The 16,075-nt window shown below is 64.6% G+C and carries 12 protein-coding genes; 4 read left to right on the top strand and 8 right to left on the bottom strand.

What is annotated here, in order from left to right; genetic code table 11:
* Positions 1-116 precede the first annotated feature (116 nt).
* From O6X71_RS10495 to O6X71_RS10480, 4 genes are read left to right on the top strand one after another with little or no spacing between them, the layout of a single operon-like run.
* Positions 117-1,688, top strand: coding sequence for a cytochrome ubiquinol oxidase subunit I (locus O6X71_RS10495; protein ID WP_353465800.1), 1,572 nt, complete (start codon positions 117-119; stop codon positions 1,686-1,688).
* 14 nt (positions 1,689-1,702) lie between these two features.
* On the top strand, positions 1,703-2,842 hold the full coding sequence (gene cydB / locus O6X71_RS10490) for a cytochrome d ubiquinol oxidase subunit II (RefSeq protein ID WP_353465799.1): 1,140 nt from the start codon (positions 1,703-1,705) through the stop codon (positions 2,840-2,842).
* 25 nt (positions 2,843-2,867) lie between these two features.
* Positions 2,868-2,990: a cytochrome bd-I oxidase subunit CydX gene (cydX, locus tag O6X71_RS10485; protein WP_353465798.1), complete on the top strand. Its 123-nt coding sequence runs from the start codon at positions 2,868-2,870 to the stop codon at positions 2,988-2,990.
* 55 nt (positions 2,991-3,045) lie between these two features.
* On the top strand, positions 3,046-3,756 hold the full coding sequence (locus O6X71_RS10480; protein WP_353465797.1) for a Crp/Fnr family transcriptional regulator: 711 nt from the start codon (positions 3,046-3,048) through the stop codon (positions 3,754-3,756).
* 143 nt (positions 3,757-3,899) lie between these two features.
* Here O6X71_RS10480 and O6X71_RS10475 read toward each other — a convergent pair whose 3' ends face one another.
* The 8 genes from O6X71_RS10475 to O6X71_RS10440 all read right to left on the bottom strand — a co-directional run bounded on the left by O6X71_RS10475 (position 3,900) and on the right by O6X71_RS10440 (position 15,842).
* Positions 3,900-4,979 (bottom strand): CaiB/BaiF CoA transferase family protein, encoded by a 1,080-nt coding sequence (locus tag O6X71_RS10475; protein WP_353465796.1) that lies wholly within the window; start codon positions 4,977-4,979, stop codon positions 3,900-3,902.
* Positions 4,976-7,144 carry a PQQ-dependent dehydrogenase, methanol/ethanol family gene (locus O6X71_RS10470; protein WP_353465795.1) on the bottom strand — a complete coding sequence of 723 codons (2,169 nt, stop codon included), beginning with the start codon at positions 7,142-7,144 and terminating at the stop codon, positions 4,976-4,978. The genes O6X71_RS10475 and O6X71_RS10470 overlap by 4 nt, the downstream gene beginning before the upstream one ends.
* Before the next feature lie 398 nt (positions 7,145-7,542).
* On the bottom strand, positions 7,543-9,783 hold the full coding sequence (locus tag O6X71_RS10465; RefSeq protein WP_353465794.1) for a GH92 family glycosyl hydrolase: 2,241 nt from the start codon (positions 9,781-9,783) through the stop codon (positions 7,543-7,545).
* 4 nt (positions 9,784-9,787) lie between these two features.
* Positions 9,788-10,945, bottom strand: coding sequence for a Gfo/Idh/MocA family protein (locus tag O6X71_RS10460; protein WP_353465793.1), 1,158 nt, complete (start codon positions 10,943-10,945; stop codon positions 9,788-9,790).
* A gap of 15 nt (positions 10,946-10,960) precedes the next feature.
* Positions 10,961-12,232: a Gfo/Idh/MocA family protein gene (locus tag O6X71_RS10455; protein WP_353465792.1), complete on the bottom strand. Its 1,272-nt coding sequence runs from the start codon at positions 12,230-12,232 to the stop codon at positions 10,961-10,963.
* Positions 12,229-13,083: an FAD:protein FMN transferase gene (locus O6X71_RS10450; RefSeq protein WP_353465791.1), complete on the bottom strand. Its 855-nt coding sequence runs from the start codon at positions 13,081-13,083 to the stop codon at positions 12,229-12,231. Before O6X71_RS10450 ends, O6X71_RS10455 begins: the two co-directional genes overlap by 4 nt.
* Position 13,084: 1 nt before the next feature.
* Positions 13,085-14,407, bottom strand: coding sequence for a Gfo/Idh/MocA family protein (locus O6X71_RS10445; RefSeq protein WP_353465790.1), 1,323 nt, complete (start codon positions 14,405-14,407; stop codon positions 13,085-13,087).
* Between the two features lie 13 nt (positions 14,408-14,420).
* Positions 14,421-15,842 (bottom strand): 3-keto-disaccharide hydrolase, encoded by a 1,422-nt coding sequence (locus O6X71_RS10440; RefSeq protein ID WP_353465789.1) that lies wholly within the window; start codon positions 15,840-15,842, stop codon positions 14,421-14,423.
* Positions 15,843-16,075: the final 233 nt, after the last annotated feature.

Raw genomic sequence — 16,075 nt, 5'->3', positions numbered from 1 at the left:
TCGCATGCGAGGCCAAGCCCGCGCGCGTCTTTGACCGCGGTCAATGTTCGCGTCGCCGCCCGCGGCTAGTCCTGCGCCCAGGCAGGGCCGTCGACGGCAATGTGGGGGAACGTAAAATGGACCTTGGGGTCATCGATCTGTCGCGGCTGCAATTCGCGCTGACCGCCTTGTACCATTTCCTGTTCGTGCCGCTGACGCTCGGGCTGTCGATGATGCTGGTCATCATGGAAGCCGTGTACGTGATGACGAACCGGCCGATCTGGCGCGTCATCACGCGGTTCTGGGGCCGCATTTTCGCGATCAACTTCGTGCTGGGTGTCGCTACCGGGCTGACGATGGAGTTCCAGTTCGGCACCAACTGGTCGTATTTCTCGCATTATGTCGGCGACATCTTCGGCGCACCGCTGGCGATCGAGGGGCTGATGGCGTTCTTCCTCGAGGCGACGTTCGTCGGGCTGATGTTCTTCGGCTGGGAACGCCTGTCGAAACTCGGCCATATGTTCGTGACCTTCATGGTCGCGCTCGGCACCAATTTGTCGGCGCTGTGGATCCTGGTCGCGAACGGCTGGATGCAGAACCCGACCGGCGCGGAGTTCAACACCGACACGATGCGGATGGAAGTCAGCGATTTCGGCGCGGTGCTGTTCAACCCGATCGCGCAGGCGAAGTTCGTCCACACCGTCAGCGCGGGCTATGTCTGCGCTTCGGTCGTGGTGCTTGGCATCTCCGCCTTCTGGCTGCTCAAGGGGCGCTACACCGCGGTCGCGCGCCGTTCTATGACGGTCGCCGCGGCGTTCGGGCTTGCCGGCTCGCTGTCGGTCGTCGTGCTCGGCGACGAGAGCGGCTATGCGCTTACCGACAACCAGAAGATGAAGCTCGCCGCGATCGAGGCCGCCTGGCACACCGCCCCCGCCCCCGCCGGACTGACGCTGTTCGGGTTGCCCGATGTCGCCTTACGCGAGACCCGCTACGAGGTGCAGGTGCCCTGGGTGCTCGGCCTGATCGCGACGCGCAGCCTCGACAAGGAGGTGACGGGGATGTCTGAACTGGTGCTCAAGGCGCAGGAGCGGATCACATCGGGCGTCATCGCCTATGATGCTGTCCAGCACCTCAAGATCGACCGTACCGACCTCGCGCAGCGCGCGCGGTTCGAGGCGCACAAGCGCGACCTCGGCTATGCGCTGCTGCTGAAACGCCACGTCACCGATCCGCGCATGGCGAGCCCGCAACTTATCGCCGCGACCGCGTGGGACGTCGTGCCGAACGTGCCGCTGATGTTCTGGAGCTTCCGGATCATGGCGTTCATCGGCTTCTTCATGATCGCGCTGTTCGGTGCCGCGTTCATGCTGACGTCGCTGCGGATGCACACGCAGACACGTTGGTTCCTGAAGCTCGCGGTCATTGCGATCCCGCTGCCGTGGATCGCGATCGAGCTTGGCTGGATGCTGGCGGAGATCGGTCGCCAGCCCTGGGCGATCGAGGGCGTGCTGCCGACCTTCCTGGCCGCGTCGTCACTGACGCGCGGTGTGCTGTGGACGACGATCATCGGCTTCACCGCGATCTACGGCACGCTCGCCGTCATCGAGGTGCGGCTGATCCTCGCGACGATCCGCAAGGGACCGTTCGAGCATGACGAGGATCCGCAGCCGGCACCCGGCCCGATCCCTGCCGCTGCCATCACCGCCTGACAGGAGACACGACGATGTTCGATTATGAAACGCTGCGTCTGATCTGGTGGGTATTGCTCGGCACGTTGCTGATCGGGTTCGCGCTGACCGACGGCTTCGATCTCGGTGTCGCGGCGCTGCTCCCGTTCGTCGGGCGCACCGATGCCGAGCGGCGCATGGTGATCAACGCGATTGGCCCGACCTGGGAGGGCAACCAGGTATGGTTCATCGTCGGCGGTGCCGCGATCTTCGCAGCGTGGCCGTTCGTCTACGCGATCAGCTTTTCCGGCTTCTACCTCGCGATGTTCCTTGTCCTGGCAGCGCTGATCCTGCGCCCGGTCGGATTCAAATATCGCTCGAAGCGGCCCGACGCGGCATGGCGGTCGCGCTGGGACTGGGCGCTGTTCGTCGGCGGGTTCGTCCCCGCGCTCGTATTCGGCGTGGCGGTCGGCAATGTCCTGTCGGGCGCCCCCTTCCGCCTCGACAGCGACCTGCGCGCGTTCTTCGACGGCAGCTTCCTCGGCCTGTTCACGCCGTTCACTCTGTTGTGCGGGCTGTTGTCGGTCGCGATGCTCGTACTTCACGGCAGCGCATGGCTGGCGATCAAGGTCGAGCATGGCGTCGTGCATGATCGTGCGCGCAAGTTCGGCACGGTTGCCGGACTCACCTCGTTGGCGCTGTTTGCAGCTGGCTGGGCGTTCGTCGCGTATGGCGACATCGGCTACCGCATCGTCGGCGCGATCGATCCGTCGGGCCCGTCCAACCCGCTTCGCACGACCAGCGAAATTTCGCGTGGCGGGTGGCTCGCCAATTACGCCCTGTATCCGTGGATGATGATAGCCCCCGTGCTCGGCTTCGGCGGCGCAGCGCTCGCATTGTTCGGCATCCGGCGCGGATCGGAGAGCGCGGCGTTCGCGGGATCGTCAGCCTCGGCTGTCGGCATCATCGCGACCGTCGGGCTGTCGATGTTCCCCTTCATCCTGCCGTCGAGCATCGACTCGCATTCCAGCCTCACCGTCTGGAACGCGTCGTCGAGCGCCAAGACGCTCGGAATCATGCTGTTCGTTACCGCCGTGCTGCTGCCGATCGTGGTCGCCTACACCGCCTGGGCGTACAAGGTAATGTTCGGCCGCGTGACGACGCAAGAAGTCGCAACCAACCCCGATTTCTATTGACCGCGAACGCTAAGGACATCTGATCATGTGGTATTTCACTTGGGTCCTCGGGCTCGGACTCGCGGTCGGCTTCGGTATTCTCAACGGTATCTGGCATGAGTTCCACCTGCCGATTGAAGACGACCAAGACGCAGCGGAAAAGTCGTAACGCACGCGTAAAGATTTCACGCGGATATCGCGGGCCTTCATACTATACTGGATCAATGGCTCACCACGACATCTGCGCGGACTGCGCGGTCCGCGACAAGGCCCTGTGCAGCAGTCTTGACGATGTCGAGTTGAGCGCCCTGAATACGCTTGGCCGTCGTCGCAAGATCGCGCGTGGCCAGACGCTTATTTGGGCGGGCGACGAGAGCATTATTTGTGCAAATCTGCTGTCAGGCTTGCTCAAGCTGGTAGCCGCCACGCCCGATGGTCGCGAGCAGATCGTCGGGCTGCTGTATCCCGCAGATTTCGTCGGACAGCCCTATGCCGGCCAGGCCGACTTCACGATCACCGCGCTGACCGAGTCCGAGCTGTGCATCTTCCCGCGTGACGCGTTCGAACGCGTGCTGGAGGATCACGCGCGGATGGAACGGCTGTTGTTGCAGCGGACACTGGCGGCGCTGGGTGTCGCCCGCACGCGGATATTGTCGCTCGCGCGTAAATCCGCGCAGGAGAAAATCGCGGGCTTCCTGCTCGACATGGCCTTGCGCGCCAATGCGACGGGATGCCGCGCGACGCCGGACGGGCCAACGACGTTCGACCTGCCGCTCACGCGCGGACAGATCGCCGACGTGCTCGGGCTGACGATCGAGACAGTCAGCCGTCAGATGACCCGGCTCAAGACCGCCGGCGTGATCGGCCTCCCCGGCGGCCGCGCGATCACCATTTTCGATCCGGGTGCGCTGCAAGGGCGGGCCGAGGCGGCCTGAACCGCGTTGCGCATGGCGCCTGCGCACGAGCCTGTCTCGCGTACCGCACCGACGGACGCATCGATACGTTTCCCCGCCGGTCAACGACGGGGATTGGCACTCTAATTGAGGGGTCCTCTGGCTAATTGGAGCCCTCTGGATTGTCACTCCGTCCATGCCTTCAGGATCGTAGCGCTATCGGTATTTTCGACTAGCGCTGTCTCGGCCGGCGTCGCGGAGAAGCGTGGGGCTGGCATCGGCTGCATCGGCCCGGCGGGTGCCGCGAAGGTGGCGCGTGCGCGGTTGTGGGGGTGGTGCGGCGCTTCAGCGAGCGAGAGGACCGGTGTCACGCAGGCGTCCGTACCGGCGAAGACCTCCGCCCAGTCGTCGCGTGATCGTTCTGCGAACCGGGTTGCGAAGCGGCTTGCCAGCGCCGGCCAGGCAGTTCGATCAGATTGGTCGATTCCGGCAGAGTCCATCTCGAGACCGGTCAGCAGCGCAGCAAAGAACGCAGGCTCGATCGCACCGACCGCAACGTGCCCGCCGTCCGCACATGAATAGGTTCGATAAAAGGGCGCGCCGCCATCGAGCAAATTAGCCTCGCGCGCGTCGCGCCAATAGCCGGCCGCGTGCATCGCGTAGAACATGGTCATCAGCAATGCGCTGCCGTCGGTCATCGCCGCGTCGACCACCTGCCCCGTCCCGGTCGTCCGCACCGAAACCAGCGCTGCGGTCACGCCAAGCGCGAGCAGCATCGACCCGCCACCATAATCGCCGATCAAATTCAGCGGCGGCACCGGCCGGTCGGCACCGCCGATCGCATGCAGCGCGCCGGTGAGTGCGATGTAGTTGATATCGTGCCCGGCGGTCTGCGCCAGTGGCCCGGTCTGGCCCCACCCGGTCATTCGGCCGTAGACTAGCTTTGGATTGGCCGCGAGACACGCATCGGGACCGAGCCCGAGCCGCTCCATCACCCCCGGCCGGTTGCCCTCGATCACCACGTCGGCGCACGCGACGATCGACAGCGCGGTGTCGCGATCCGCCGCGTTCTTCAGGTCGAGCGTGATGCAACGACGGCCGCGTCCGAGGATCGGACCGTCGGCGCTGGGACTTGGGACTCGCCCTGCCCGCCCGATCCGGACGATCTCGCAGCCGAAATCCGCGAGGATCATCGCCGCCAGCGGCACCGGGCCGATCGCGTCGAACTCGACGACCCGGACGCCCGCAAGCGGCCCGGCGGTCACTTCTTTGTCTCGCCGGGTAGATTGGTCTTGGCCCAGTTTGCCTCGCCGATCACGTAGTAGCGCACCGACTGCGCCTGTTCCGGCGTCATCACGCGCGCGAAACTGACCATGCCCTGGTCCTTCAGCACGCCATCGATCAGCACCGATTTCCACGCGTCTGCATTCGCGAGCGTCGCCGAGCGTTGCAGGTCGGGCGTCACGCCGCCGCCTGCCGCATTGGCGCCGTGACAGACCTGGCAGTTGCGGCCGAACAGCGCCTTGCCCTCGGCGATCTGCTGCGGTGTTCCCGCAGGCGGTGGCGGTGTGAAATCGACGGGCGTGGTCGCGGGCAACGCCGGCAGTTTGGCTGTGCCGCCGAGCTTGAACACCAGCACGCGCGGGATGTTCGGGACCGTCCGCGCGGCACCGCCCGCATAGCCCGCCGCGAGTGGGAACGACCCGCCCCGCCCCGTGGTCACCGCGACATATTGCACGCCATTGACCGCGAAGCTGCTCGCGCCCGCCATGATTCCCGACTGCACCGGATAGGCGAACACCTGCTTGCCGGTGTCGGCGGCATAGGCGCGGAACTCGCCCAGCGCCGTGCCCTGGAAGACGAGGTTGCCCGCGGTCGCCATCGTGCCGCCGTTCCACGGCACCGGATAATCGACCCGCCAGCGTTCCTTCCCCGCGACAGGATCGAACGCGACCAGCGCGCCGACGGTCGCCTTGGTCGCCCCCGCAATCACCTTCGGATCATGCGGCAGCATGCCTTCGGAGAAATTCAGCCCGACGTTGAACCCGAGCGGCTGGCGCGCGGCATCCTGCGGCGTCAGCGGCGGAATATACGCCAGCCCGACCTCCTGCGCGGGGATATAGACGAGCCCGGTCTTCGGACTGAAGCTCATCGGCTGCCAGTTATGCGCGGCGAGCGCCGACGGCACGCCGACGAACGGCTTCTGCGTCCTGTAATAGCGCGCCGCCGCCGTCTCGACCGGACGTCCATCGGGGCCATAACGGTCCGCCCAGTTCACCGACTTGATGAACTTGTTCGCGGCGATCGGCTTGCCATTGTTGCGGTCAACGACGAAGAAGAAGCCGTTCTTGGGTGCTTGCATCAGCACTTTCCGCTGGACCCCGCCGATCGGGATCGTCGCGAGGATGATCGGCTGCGTCGCGGTGAAGTCCCAGCTTTCCGCCGGCGTCTCCTGATAATGCCACAAATACGCGCCGGTCTCCGGCTTCAGTGCGACGACCGAGGACAGGAACAGATTGTCGCCCTTGCCCTCGCTGCGCAAACCGTGATTCCAAGGGTTACCGTTGCCGACGCCGATATAGAGCTGGTCGAGTTCGGCATCGTAGACGATCGCGTCCCACACCGTGCCGCCGCCGCCCGACTGTTTCCACTGCCCGCCGGCCGACCACGTCGATCCCGCCTTCGCCTTCAGCACCGCGTCGGATGCCTCGCCGTCCGCCGCGCCGGTCGCGTTCGGGACGGTGTAGAACCGCCATTTCTTCGCGCCGGTCGCCGCGTCATACGCGGTGACATAGCCGCGCACGCCGAACTCCGCGCCGCCGTTGCCGATCAGCACCATGTCCTTCACGACGCGCGGCGCGCCGGTGATCGTGTACGGCTTCGCGTTATCGGTAGTCTGGACCGACCAGGCGGGCTTGCCGGTATCGGCGTCGACCGCGATCAACCTGCCGTCGAGCGTGCCCAGATACAGCTTGCCCTTCCACGCCGCGACGCCGCGATTGACGACGTCGCAGCACGCATCGACGGCCTTCGCCTTGTCGACGCCGGGATCATAGGTCCACAGCGGCTTTCCCGTCACCGCGTCGTAGGCGAACACCTTCGACCACGGCCCGGTCACGAACAGCTTGCCGTCGATAACGATCGGCGTCGCCTCCTGCCCGCGCGCATCGGGCAAGTCGGCGGACCAGGCGAGACCGAGCTTGCCGACGTTCGATGCGTTGATCTGCGTCAGCGGGCTGAAGCGCTGCTCCTGGTAATTATACCCGGTCGCTGCCCAGTCGCTACCGTCTCCGCCGGTCGTCAGATACGCGCCGTCGACTTTGCCAACACCGCTCGCCGCCGGTGTCGCAGTCGTCCCCGCCGCCTTGTCCTGCGACACCGTACAGCCGGCCAGCAACGCCAGACCTAGCGCTTCCCAGCGAATCCGCATCCCATCTCCTTCGCGTCCGCTTGTGCGGATCAAGCGTCGATTGTGGCACGTCGTTCGAACTCGGCATAGTCGCTCGCGACCGCCTTTTCGCAAATCGGCAGGGGACATTGCGACGCCGACGTACCGCTTTTGGTGAACCTTGAGTTGTCCACTTCGAGGTTCAGGCTCGCTCCGGGCGCGGAGCTAGTCTTGTTTTATGATTCAACAGATCGGGCAGCCGGCGACCATGGCTCCGCGCTCAGGATTGAGGTCGTTCGGGGCGGGAATGGGTTGGAGTTGGTGATCTAGACCGTTGAAGAGATAATGTTTTACCCGAACGGCGAGCGGGCGACGCTGGATTTTGGCCATAGTTGACGGCTGTTGCTCGCCTGCAGACGGTCTGCGTTCCGGCCATTCCGCTACCGCGGCTGGGACGCCGTCTGCCGGCCCCAGTTATTCGGCTTGCGACCGAGTTCCAATTCAAGCGTCCCGCCGTTGGTGATCTCGGCCTGCGACACGAACGGCGCGTCGAGCGATCGGCCGTTCAACCTCGCTCCGCGAATATAGCGTGTCTCCGGTCCATACCCCCTCGCCACGATCGAAAAGGATCGCCCATTTTCGAGAGTGATCCGGGTCCGCGGTTGATGAGGCGCGTGGAGATAATAGAGGTCGCTGCCGAGCTTTGGAAACAGTCCGATACGATTGAAGACGTAATGCGAACTCATCGCGCCATTGTCCTCGTCGCCAGGATAGGCGTCCGCGGTGAAGCGATTGAAGACGACGTCTGCGTAATAGCTTGCGAGATCGGGCCGACCGACTTCGCTGAACAGCCAGGGCGTCGAGAAGGAAGGCTCGTTGGTAAAATCGATCAGCTTCGCGTCGAAGGCATGTTGCAGGCGTTTGGTAAAAGATTCGCGTCCTCCCATGATCGCGATCATACCGGGGATATCGTGGACTGCCGCGTAGGAGTAGATCCACCCCGTACCTTCGTAGAAGCCGAAGTTCTCATGGGTTTTTCCGTTCCAACCCCGTTTCGGATCGTTTGGCTGGAAGCGGCCATCGGCAAAGCGAGGCGCGATGAACCCCGTATAGCCATCGCTTGCTACGGTCGCGTCCCAGACGTTACGCCAGCTTCCGGACCGTTTTTCCAGCACCGCAGCTGCGTCGGGGTGTCCCGTGCCAGCCGCAAGCCTTGCCGCGTAAAAATCGTTGAGCGCCATGCCCATGGTGGCCGAACCCGACCGCGATCGCTGGGGCATTCCCTCCGGACTGCGATCGTCGACCGCGAAAAATCCATCGACCAGATAGCGTGGCCGGCGGCGTTCGAACGCATTGAACAAGACAACGTCGGCGGCCTTCTTCCAGTCGACGCTGGGTACGCGGCGCAGGAAACCTTCGCCGATCACATTGTCGACCTCGTCGCCCGCCTGCCCGACATGAAAATTGCGGCCAGCGATGAAAGCGGTATCCGCCGCACCATACCGTTCCCAGATCCGGATAAACGATCCAATCACGCCGGCATACTCAGCCGGCCGGACGATCGACATCAGCGGATAGAGCGTGTGGTACGTGTCCCATAACGTGTAATGGTCGTCGTACAGCGGCGAACTCCGCTCGGCTTCGACCTGATCCCGCGTGCGATCGCGAGGCTGGATCGCGCTGTGGTACAGCGATGTATAGAAGCGGCGACGATCTGCTCTGCCAACGCCGTCGATCGTGATGCGCGCCAACGCGTCGTTCCAGGCCTTGGCCGCAGCCATCCGGACAGCAGCCATGTCCCAGCCCGGCATATCCTCGTCAAGCAATTCCTGCGCACGCTCGGCGCTGGCGAAGGAGACAGCGATCTTCATCTCGATCGGCTTGCGATCGGCATTCCCGAACGTCCACCAGGCGCGCAGCGGCTGATCGGCAGGGGCGCTACCGCTGGTCGCACCCGATTGTCGCACGTTCGATCGCTCGATGCCCCACGCCGTCGGTTTCGCATCGACCTTCGCGACGAACCAGATATCGACCTGCGCGGGCGACCAGTAATTCTTGGTGCGTACGCGTCCGACGATCTTCCCTTCGTCGGGAAACAGCGTCACCTCGGCACCCGCGCTCCCCAGTTCACCCATGATCTTGCGGGTAACGTCGAACAGCAGGTGCGCGTCGCCGGATTGGGGAAACGTGAACCGGTACAGCGCGGCATGGTGTGCCGGGGCAATCTCTACATCGGTGCCATAGCGCGTCAGGGTCACCGAATAGCCGTCGGCAGCCGCATGCTCGCTTCGCTTGGGCGAGAGGTGATCGGCCTCCAGCATCTCCAACGTGCCTGTCTGAGGCGAAACGAGGAATGTGCCATAGCTCGGTGTGCCGCCCGACCCTTGCGTATGAAGTTGCGCAAATCCGCTGAGCGGTGCGTCGCGGTCATAGCCCGCATTGCTCGTCGTTGACGCGATCGTGTTCGGGCTCGGATGGATCGATCCGGCAGGCAGAGTCGGACCGGGGATCGTATCGCCCTGGTCGTCATCGCCCGTACCGAGCATCGGATCGACATAGTGGCTCAACGATACGTGATCCTTGCCGACCCCGGCTTGCGCTACCGACGCCAACGCGATGCCGAAACCGATCATCGACACGACGCGAAGGGACGCGATGCGTTTGTCGATCCGCCCGTTCACCGGTTCATCGCCTTGCCGGCATCGCGCGTGCTTCCGCGGTCAGCACGAGCTCGGCCGCGAGCAGTGCACCGTCCTGATCCTGCGCGACCGACGTGTGTTCGACGAGGTCGGTCACGAACTGCGGCCCGAACGGCAGCGGCACCTTCGAACAATCGAGGTAGCGCGTGCCCTTCTTATCGGCGATCAACAGGTGATTGCCGCCCGGTCGTCCTGCGATATCCACATATTTGCGAAGCTCGATATAGCCCTCGGTGCCGAGGATGAAGAGGCGGCCATCACCCCAGGTCGGCAGGCCGTCGGGCGTGAACCAGTCGACGCGAACATAACCGGCGCCACCATCGCCGCTCAGCATCATGTCGCCGAAATCCTCGAACTTGGGATGCGCAGGGTTACCGAAGTTTCCGGTCTGCGAGGCGAGCACCTGCGCGCGTTTGCTTCCCGTCAGATATACGAACTGGTCGGCTTGGTGGCTTCCTACATCGGTTAGGATACCGCCGTTCTGCGCGGGGTCCCAGAACCAGTCGGGACGGCTCGCGGCGGACAGGCGGTGCGGCGCCAGGTTCACCGTCTGGATAACGCGTCCGATCGCGCCGTCGTGAACAAGCTGCCCCGCCATCACCGCAGCGGGCACCTCGAGCCGTTCGGAATACATGATCCCGTATTTGCGCCCGGTTTCCTTGATCGCGCGGCGAACGTCGGCGAGCTGCTTCAGCGTCGTCACCGCCGCTTTGTCGCTGAGGTAATCCTTGCCCGCACGCATGACCCGGATGCCCAGCGGCGCGCGCAGGCTTGGGATCGCTGCGCTGCACACCAGCTTGATCGCGCGGTCGTCTAGAATTTCTTGCTCGGACCGGGCGAGCTTCACGTCGCCGTAGCGCTTCTTGAACATCGCGATCTGTTTCGGATCGGTCGCGTAGAAGCTTGTTAGCACCCCGCCGCCGCGGATGATCGCATCGGTGATGCCATAGATATGGTTGTGGTCCATCCCGATCACCGCGAACGGGACGCGGTATTTGGCTTCGGGGACCGGGCGCGCGACCGCGCTTTCGGTCGGCGCGTCGCCGCGGGTGGCGGATTGCGCGAACGCGTCGGCGGCGAACCCGGCGGCTAGTCCGGCGGTCAGGCCAAGCCCGAGAATTCCGCGTCGGTTGGTATCGGTCACAGTCAATTCCCCTTGTCAGATCGCAACCAGATTCGTCGGCCAGGTCATCGCTTCGCCGCGGTCCATCGCCTGTTCGCCGAGCAGCGACGCGACGCTCGCCTGATAGGCCTGACGCAGCAGGCCGGGCAGCGGCTTGCCGGCGCGCACGGCCTCGCCGAACCCCTCGAACTGCAGCATCGTCTCGTCATACTCGCCCCAACCGAGCGACTCGCCGGGCGTCGTCACGGGCAGCTCTGGGAACCAAGTGGCGCCGCCGATCGGCACGGTCCGCTTGTGACCTCGCGCGACATCCTTCTGCATCCGCTGCAGCGCCAGCACCTTGGCCGGTACTTCCTGATAGATGCGGCCGAGTTCGGGCTCGATCGTGCCCTTGCTACCCTGGATCTGCTCCTCGCAGCCATAGCGCGCGTTGTTCAGCAGCGATGTGTAGATGAATTTTCGCCCGCCGGCATATTCGTAGATCAGCGCGACATGGTCGTAGACCTCGCGGCCGTCCTTCCAGAAGCAGATGCTGCCCGAGCCGATCACCCGCGTCGGCGCCGCGTCGAAGAACCAGTTGCCGACCTGAAGCTGGTGCGTCGCCAGTTCGGTCATCAACCCCGCCGAACTGTCGCGGTACAGGCGCCAGTTGATCTGGCGATCGGTGGCGTCGGCAGGCACCGCACGACGCCAGGCATTGTTGCGGTGCCAGCTCGCCCGGATCTGCGTCAGCGATCCGATCTCGCCCGACTTGGCGCGCTTCAGCGCGTTCAGATACGTAGGGTGGAACATCCGCTGGTGGCCGATCTGCAGCACCTTGTTCGCCGCCTGCGAGCGGTTCACCATCGCGCCGCAGTCCGCGATCGTACGTGCCATCGCCTTTTCGCACCACACATGCAGCCCCGCGTCGAACGCGTCGAAGCTATGCCGCGCGTGCAAGTGGAGCGGCGTCGCGATCACCACCGCATCGATTCCGCCGGCGTCGAGCATCGCGCGGTGATCGCTGAAAACGCGCGTCGTCGGGCCGACCCATTGCCGCGCCTTCACCAGATTCGGCGCATAGGTGTCGCAGATCGACACGACCGTGCAGTTGCGCGTCTTGGCGATGTTCTGGATCAGCGTACGGCCGCGGTCGCCCGTGCCGATCACGCCGAGCCGGACCGGGTTCGTCTTCACCGGATCTGCATCCGCCGCTGAGGCCGCGGAAACGGCCCAAGGCGCCGCCGCCGCCATTCCCGCACCCGCGGTCGCCATCATCACGCGGTCGATGAACGATCGCCGCGTGAGGTCGAAATCCTTGTCGGTCATGCCGCGTGCATCCTCGCTACGTCGACGGTCGGCGCCGCCTCTTGGGAAAGGTCATACAGAAAACGCCGCGTCGGCCCACCGTCGAGCAACAGTTGCGCGCGATCATCGTCGGCGACAAGCAGCGCCGTACTGAGCGCCTCCGCCGTGCCGCCGCTTCGATCGACGACCACCGCACAGCGTGCCGCGGTGACGATCGCCCCGTCACTGGGCCGGATCATCGCCGCCCGCTCGGGGGCGTGCGTACCCGCGCCCACCGTCGTCGAGATCGACAGCGCCTCGTCGAGCAGTTCGAGTTCGACAAGCACCGCGCCTTCCAGCAGCGGGTGCGGTATCGCGAACGGCCAGCCACCCCCGAGCGGATGCTCGCCGACGACCGCGATCGAGCTCTCTCCCGCCGAAAGACAGGCCGATACGACACCCGCATCGCGCAACACCGCGCACGCCCGGTCGAGCGCGAACCCCTTGCCGAAGCCGCCAAAATCCAAAGCGAGCGGTCGAGTTGCCGCGATCCGTGCCATGCGCGAATCGAAGACGACGTCGCCCCACCCCGCCCCGCTGAACCGGTGATCAATGGCGGGATCAAACAGCCCCTCGGTCAGCGCGTGCACTGCCTGGATCGCGATCAGCGCCTCGATGAGCACTGGATCGTCGATCGCGACGTCCCGGCCGGCAAGCAGGCCGTCATTGACCGCGGTGGTCGGCGACGGTCGATGGATGGTCAGCGCATCGTCGACGCTCTCGATCGCGCGCCGCGCCGCGACCAGCACATCCGCGAAGCCGCTGCCGAAAAGGTGAAGTTCGATCCGGGTCCCCATCGCGACGAACCGCTCGACCTGCGCGACAACGCTCACGTCAGGCCTTGACCTCCCAACCGGGTTCATACGCGACCGACCACAGCTTCATCGCCTCGGCGCCGGCGGGCTTGCCGGTCGTCGTATCGACGGTCAGCACGCTGTTGGTGCGATAGGCCATATTGCCGAGATGGCAGAGCGTCGTGCTGATATGCCCTTCCGCGATCGGCGAATTGAGTGCACTCGCCCGACCGCGGATCACATCGACAAAATTCGCCGCGTGATAGACGTCGAGGATGCCCTCGCCGACAGTACCGGTGGTCTCCGAGGTCGCCTTGGCCACCACCTGCCGGGTCGACTTGCCTGCCAGATCATAGAGTTCGAAGCCGTTGCGATCGACCACAGCCGATCCCTTGGTGCCAAGCAGGAGCACGCCGCGTCCGCGCCCATAGGTCAGCATCGCGTTGCAGCTCTGCCCGTTCCAGCGGATCGTACGGTCGTTATCGTAATTCAGGTCCAGCGCGAGCGAATCGTACATCTCCCAGTCGTCGCCTGCATGGAAGCGCTTGGCGCCCTGCGCGGAGACGGTCTTCGGATAGGTCAGGCCCATCAACCAGCGCGCGACATCGAGTTCGTGCATCGCGTTGTTGCAGGTTTCGCCGGTGCCGTATTTCCAGAACCAATGCCAGTTATAGGGGACCAGGTTCGACCGGTACGGCCCGCGCGGGCGTGGCCCCTGCCACATATCCCAATCGAGATTGGCGGGCGGCGTCGTCACCTGTCCCTTGCCGATGGTCTTGCGATCGTTAGCGTACCAGGTCTGCGCTTCATAGACATCACCCAGCTCGCCGGCCTGGACGAGCGCGAGGAGTTGCCGCGTCTCGGGACTGGAGCGCTGCTGGTTGCCGACCTGCAAGATGCGCTTGGTGCTCTTCTGCACAGCGATCATCGCCTCGCCCTCGGCAGGCGCGATGCCGATCGGCTTTTCGCAATAGACGTGATGGCCCGATTTCATCGCGTCGACCGCGAGCTTGGCATGCCAATGGTCCGGCGTCGCAATGGTGATGACGTCCACCGCCTTGTTGTCGAACAGGCGGCGGTAATCGCCTTCGGTTTTCGGCGCCGGATTGCCGCGCGCCGCGAACTCGCCCGCACGCTTGGCGAGCACCACCGAATCGACGTCGCAGAAATGCGTGATGTCGACGTTCGGGACTTTCGTGAAGGCGCCCATATGCGCCTGCCCGCGCCCGTTCACGCCGACTATCCCGACGCTGAGCCGGTCGTTCGCGCCCTTGATCCGCGCGTAGCTCCGCGCACTCATCGCCATGCCGAGCCCCAGCCCTACCGTGGCGCTCGCGCCCTTGATCATCGTTCGACGGTCCATCGATCCATCCCCCTCAGAGTTCGCGCAGCTTGATCGACCGGAATTCGACTCGGTCGCCGTGATCCTGAAGCAGGATCGGGCCCTGTTTGCCTTCGCCGAAACCGGGCACGCCGGCATATTTGCTTTGCGCCACCAGCGCGCGAAACGCCGGTGAGCCGCGGTCATACTCGACCATCTTGAAGCCGTTCAGCCAATGCTCGACGTGCGTGCCCCGCGCCACGATCACCGCGCGGTTCCATGAACCGGGCGGGTTGATCCGCTTGCCCGGGCTGTCGGGATCGGAGAGGTTCTTCGCAGCGATCAGGTCGTAGAGCGACCCGAGCGTCCGGTTGCCGTCACGCCCCATCTTCGCGTCGGGATGTCGCTCGTCGTCTAGCAACTGATATTCGAGCCCGATCGACTCACCTTTTTTGAGCAGCCCCGCATCGACGAAATACTTGATCCCGCTATTGGCGCCGGGCGTCAGTTTGAAATCGATCGACAGTTCGAAATTGCGATAGTCGCGGATCGTCGCGATATCGCCGCCGCCGCCGTCCACGCGTAACGCACCGTCGGCCATCGACCAGCCCGATGCGGGAAATTTCTGGCTCTTGACGCTACGCCAGCCGGCGCCGGTCTTGCCATCCCACAACATCTTCCAACCAGCGCGCTGCTCACCCGCGGACAGACGATTGGTGAGCCACCCCTGCTGAGGAAGCGCCGTCGCAGGCATCGCGAACCGAGCCGGCGAGTCCGTGATCATTCGCACGTTGCGAAACCGCACTTCGGGATGCCGAGCGGCCTCCGCATCGGGGATCGCGTGGACCTGAAAGGCGATGAAACCACGTGCGTCGACGTCGTCGACGACATCGGCGGCGGGTACGCCGTTGATCCACGTCCGCAGCCGGGTGCCGATCGCCTCGACACGGTAGTGGTTCCAGTCGCCCGAGCGGAAGGTCTGGCGCGCCGCCTCGTTACGCCCCAGCGTATAGAGCCATTGCCGCCGCTGCTCGTCGTACAGCCCGGCGCTCCAGCGGCGCGACGACGGGTCGATCTCCGCCTGATAGCCGTACACCACGCCGTCGCGGTAATCGGGTCGGCTCTGACCGCGGATCATCATGCCCGAATTGAGCGCGGGATCGGTCTTCGCATCGAATTCTATGATGAAGTCACCATACTGCGCCTCGGATACGAGCCAGCTATTGGTCTTTCCGGGCTCGGCGCGTCCGATCACTTCGCCATTCTCGAAAGCATAGCTCGCTTTGCCGCCAGTCGCGCGCCAGCCCGCCAATCCCGCGCGCGGCGTAACGTCGCGCCACGGCGCCTTCACCCGACTATTGGGGCCCTGATCGGTGGTGGATTGCTGCGTCGGTGCCGCCTTGGTCCCGGCACCAACCGATGACTGTGCCATCAACGGCACGGCCGCCAACGTCAGAATTGCCAGCGCACGAGCCATTCGCCTCCCCTTTTCTCTTTTCTGCGAGCGCGGGTTGGGCAACCCTAACCGGACGGGTCCGGTCGTCTCGCATCATTTACCGCCAACATGTCGCTGTCGTACGGCCTCTCCTGAACCAGGTCTTAAATTGTGGTCGGGCCACATGCAACATGATTGTAAGGCATTTTTATCGGACCGTGTCGCGCTTTTGGGCTGCACTCGGCTCGACGATGCTTTACGCAGCCGATGTAAAT

It is taken from the genome of Sphingomonas faeni (assembly GCF_040407505.1).
In the GTDB taxonomy this organism is placed as follows: domain Bacteria; phylum Pseudomonadota; class Alphaproteobacteria; order Sphingomonadales; family Sphingomonadaceae; genus Sphingomonas; species Sphingomonas faeni_E.
Note: the sequence above shows the minus strand (reverse complement) of the source record. Positions and strands in the feature narration are given on the sequence as shown.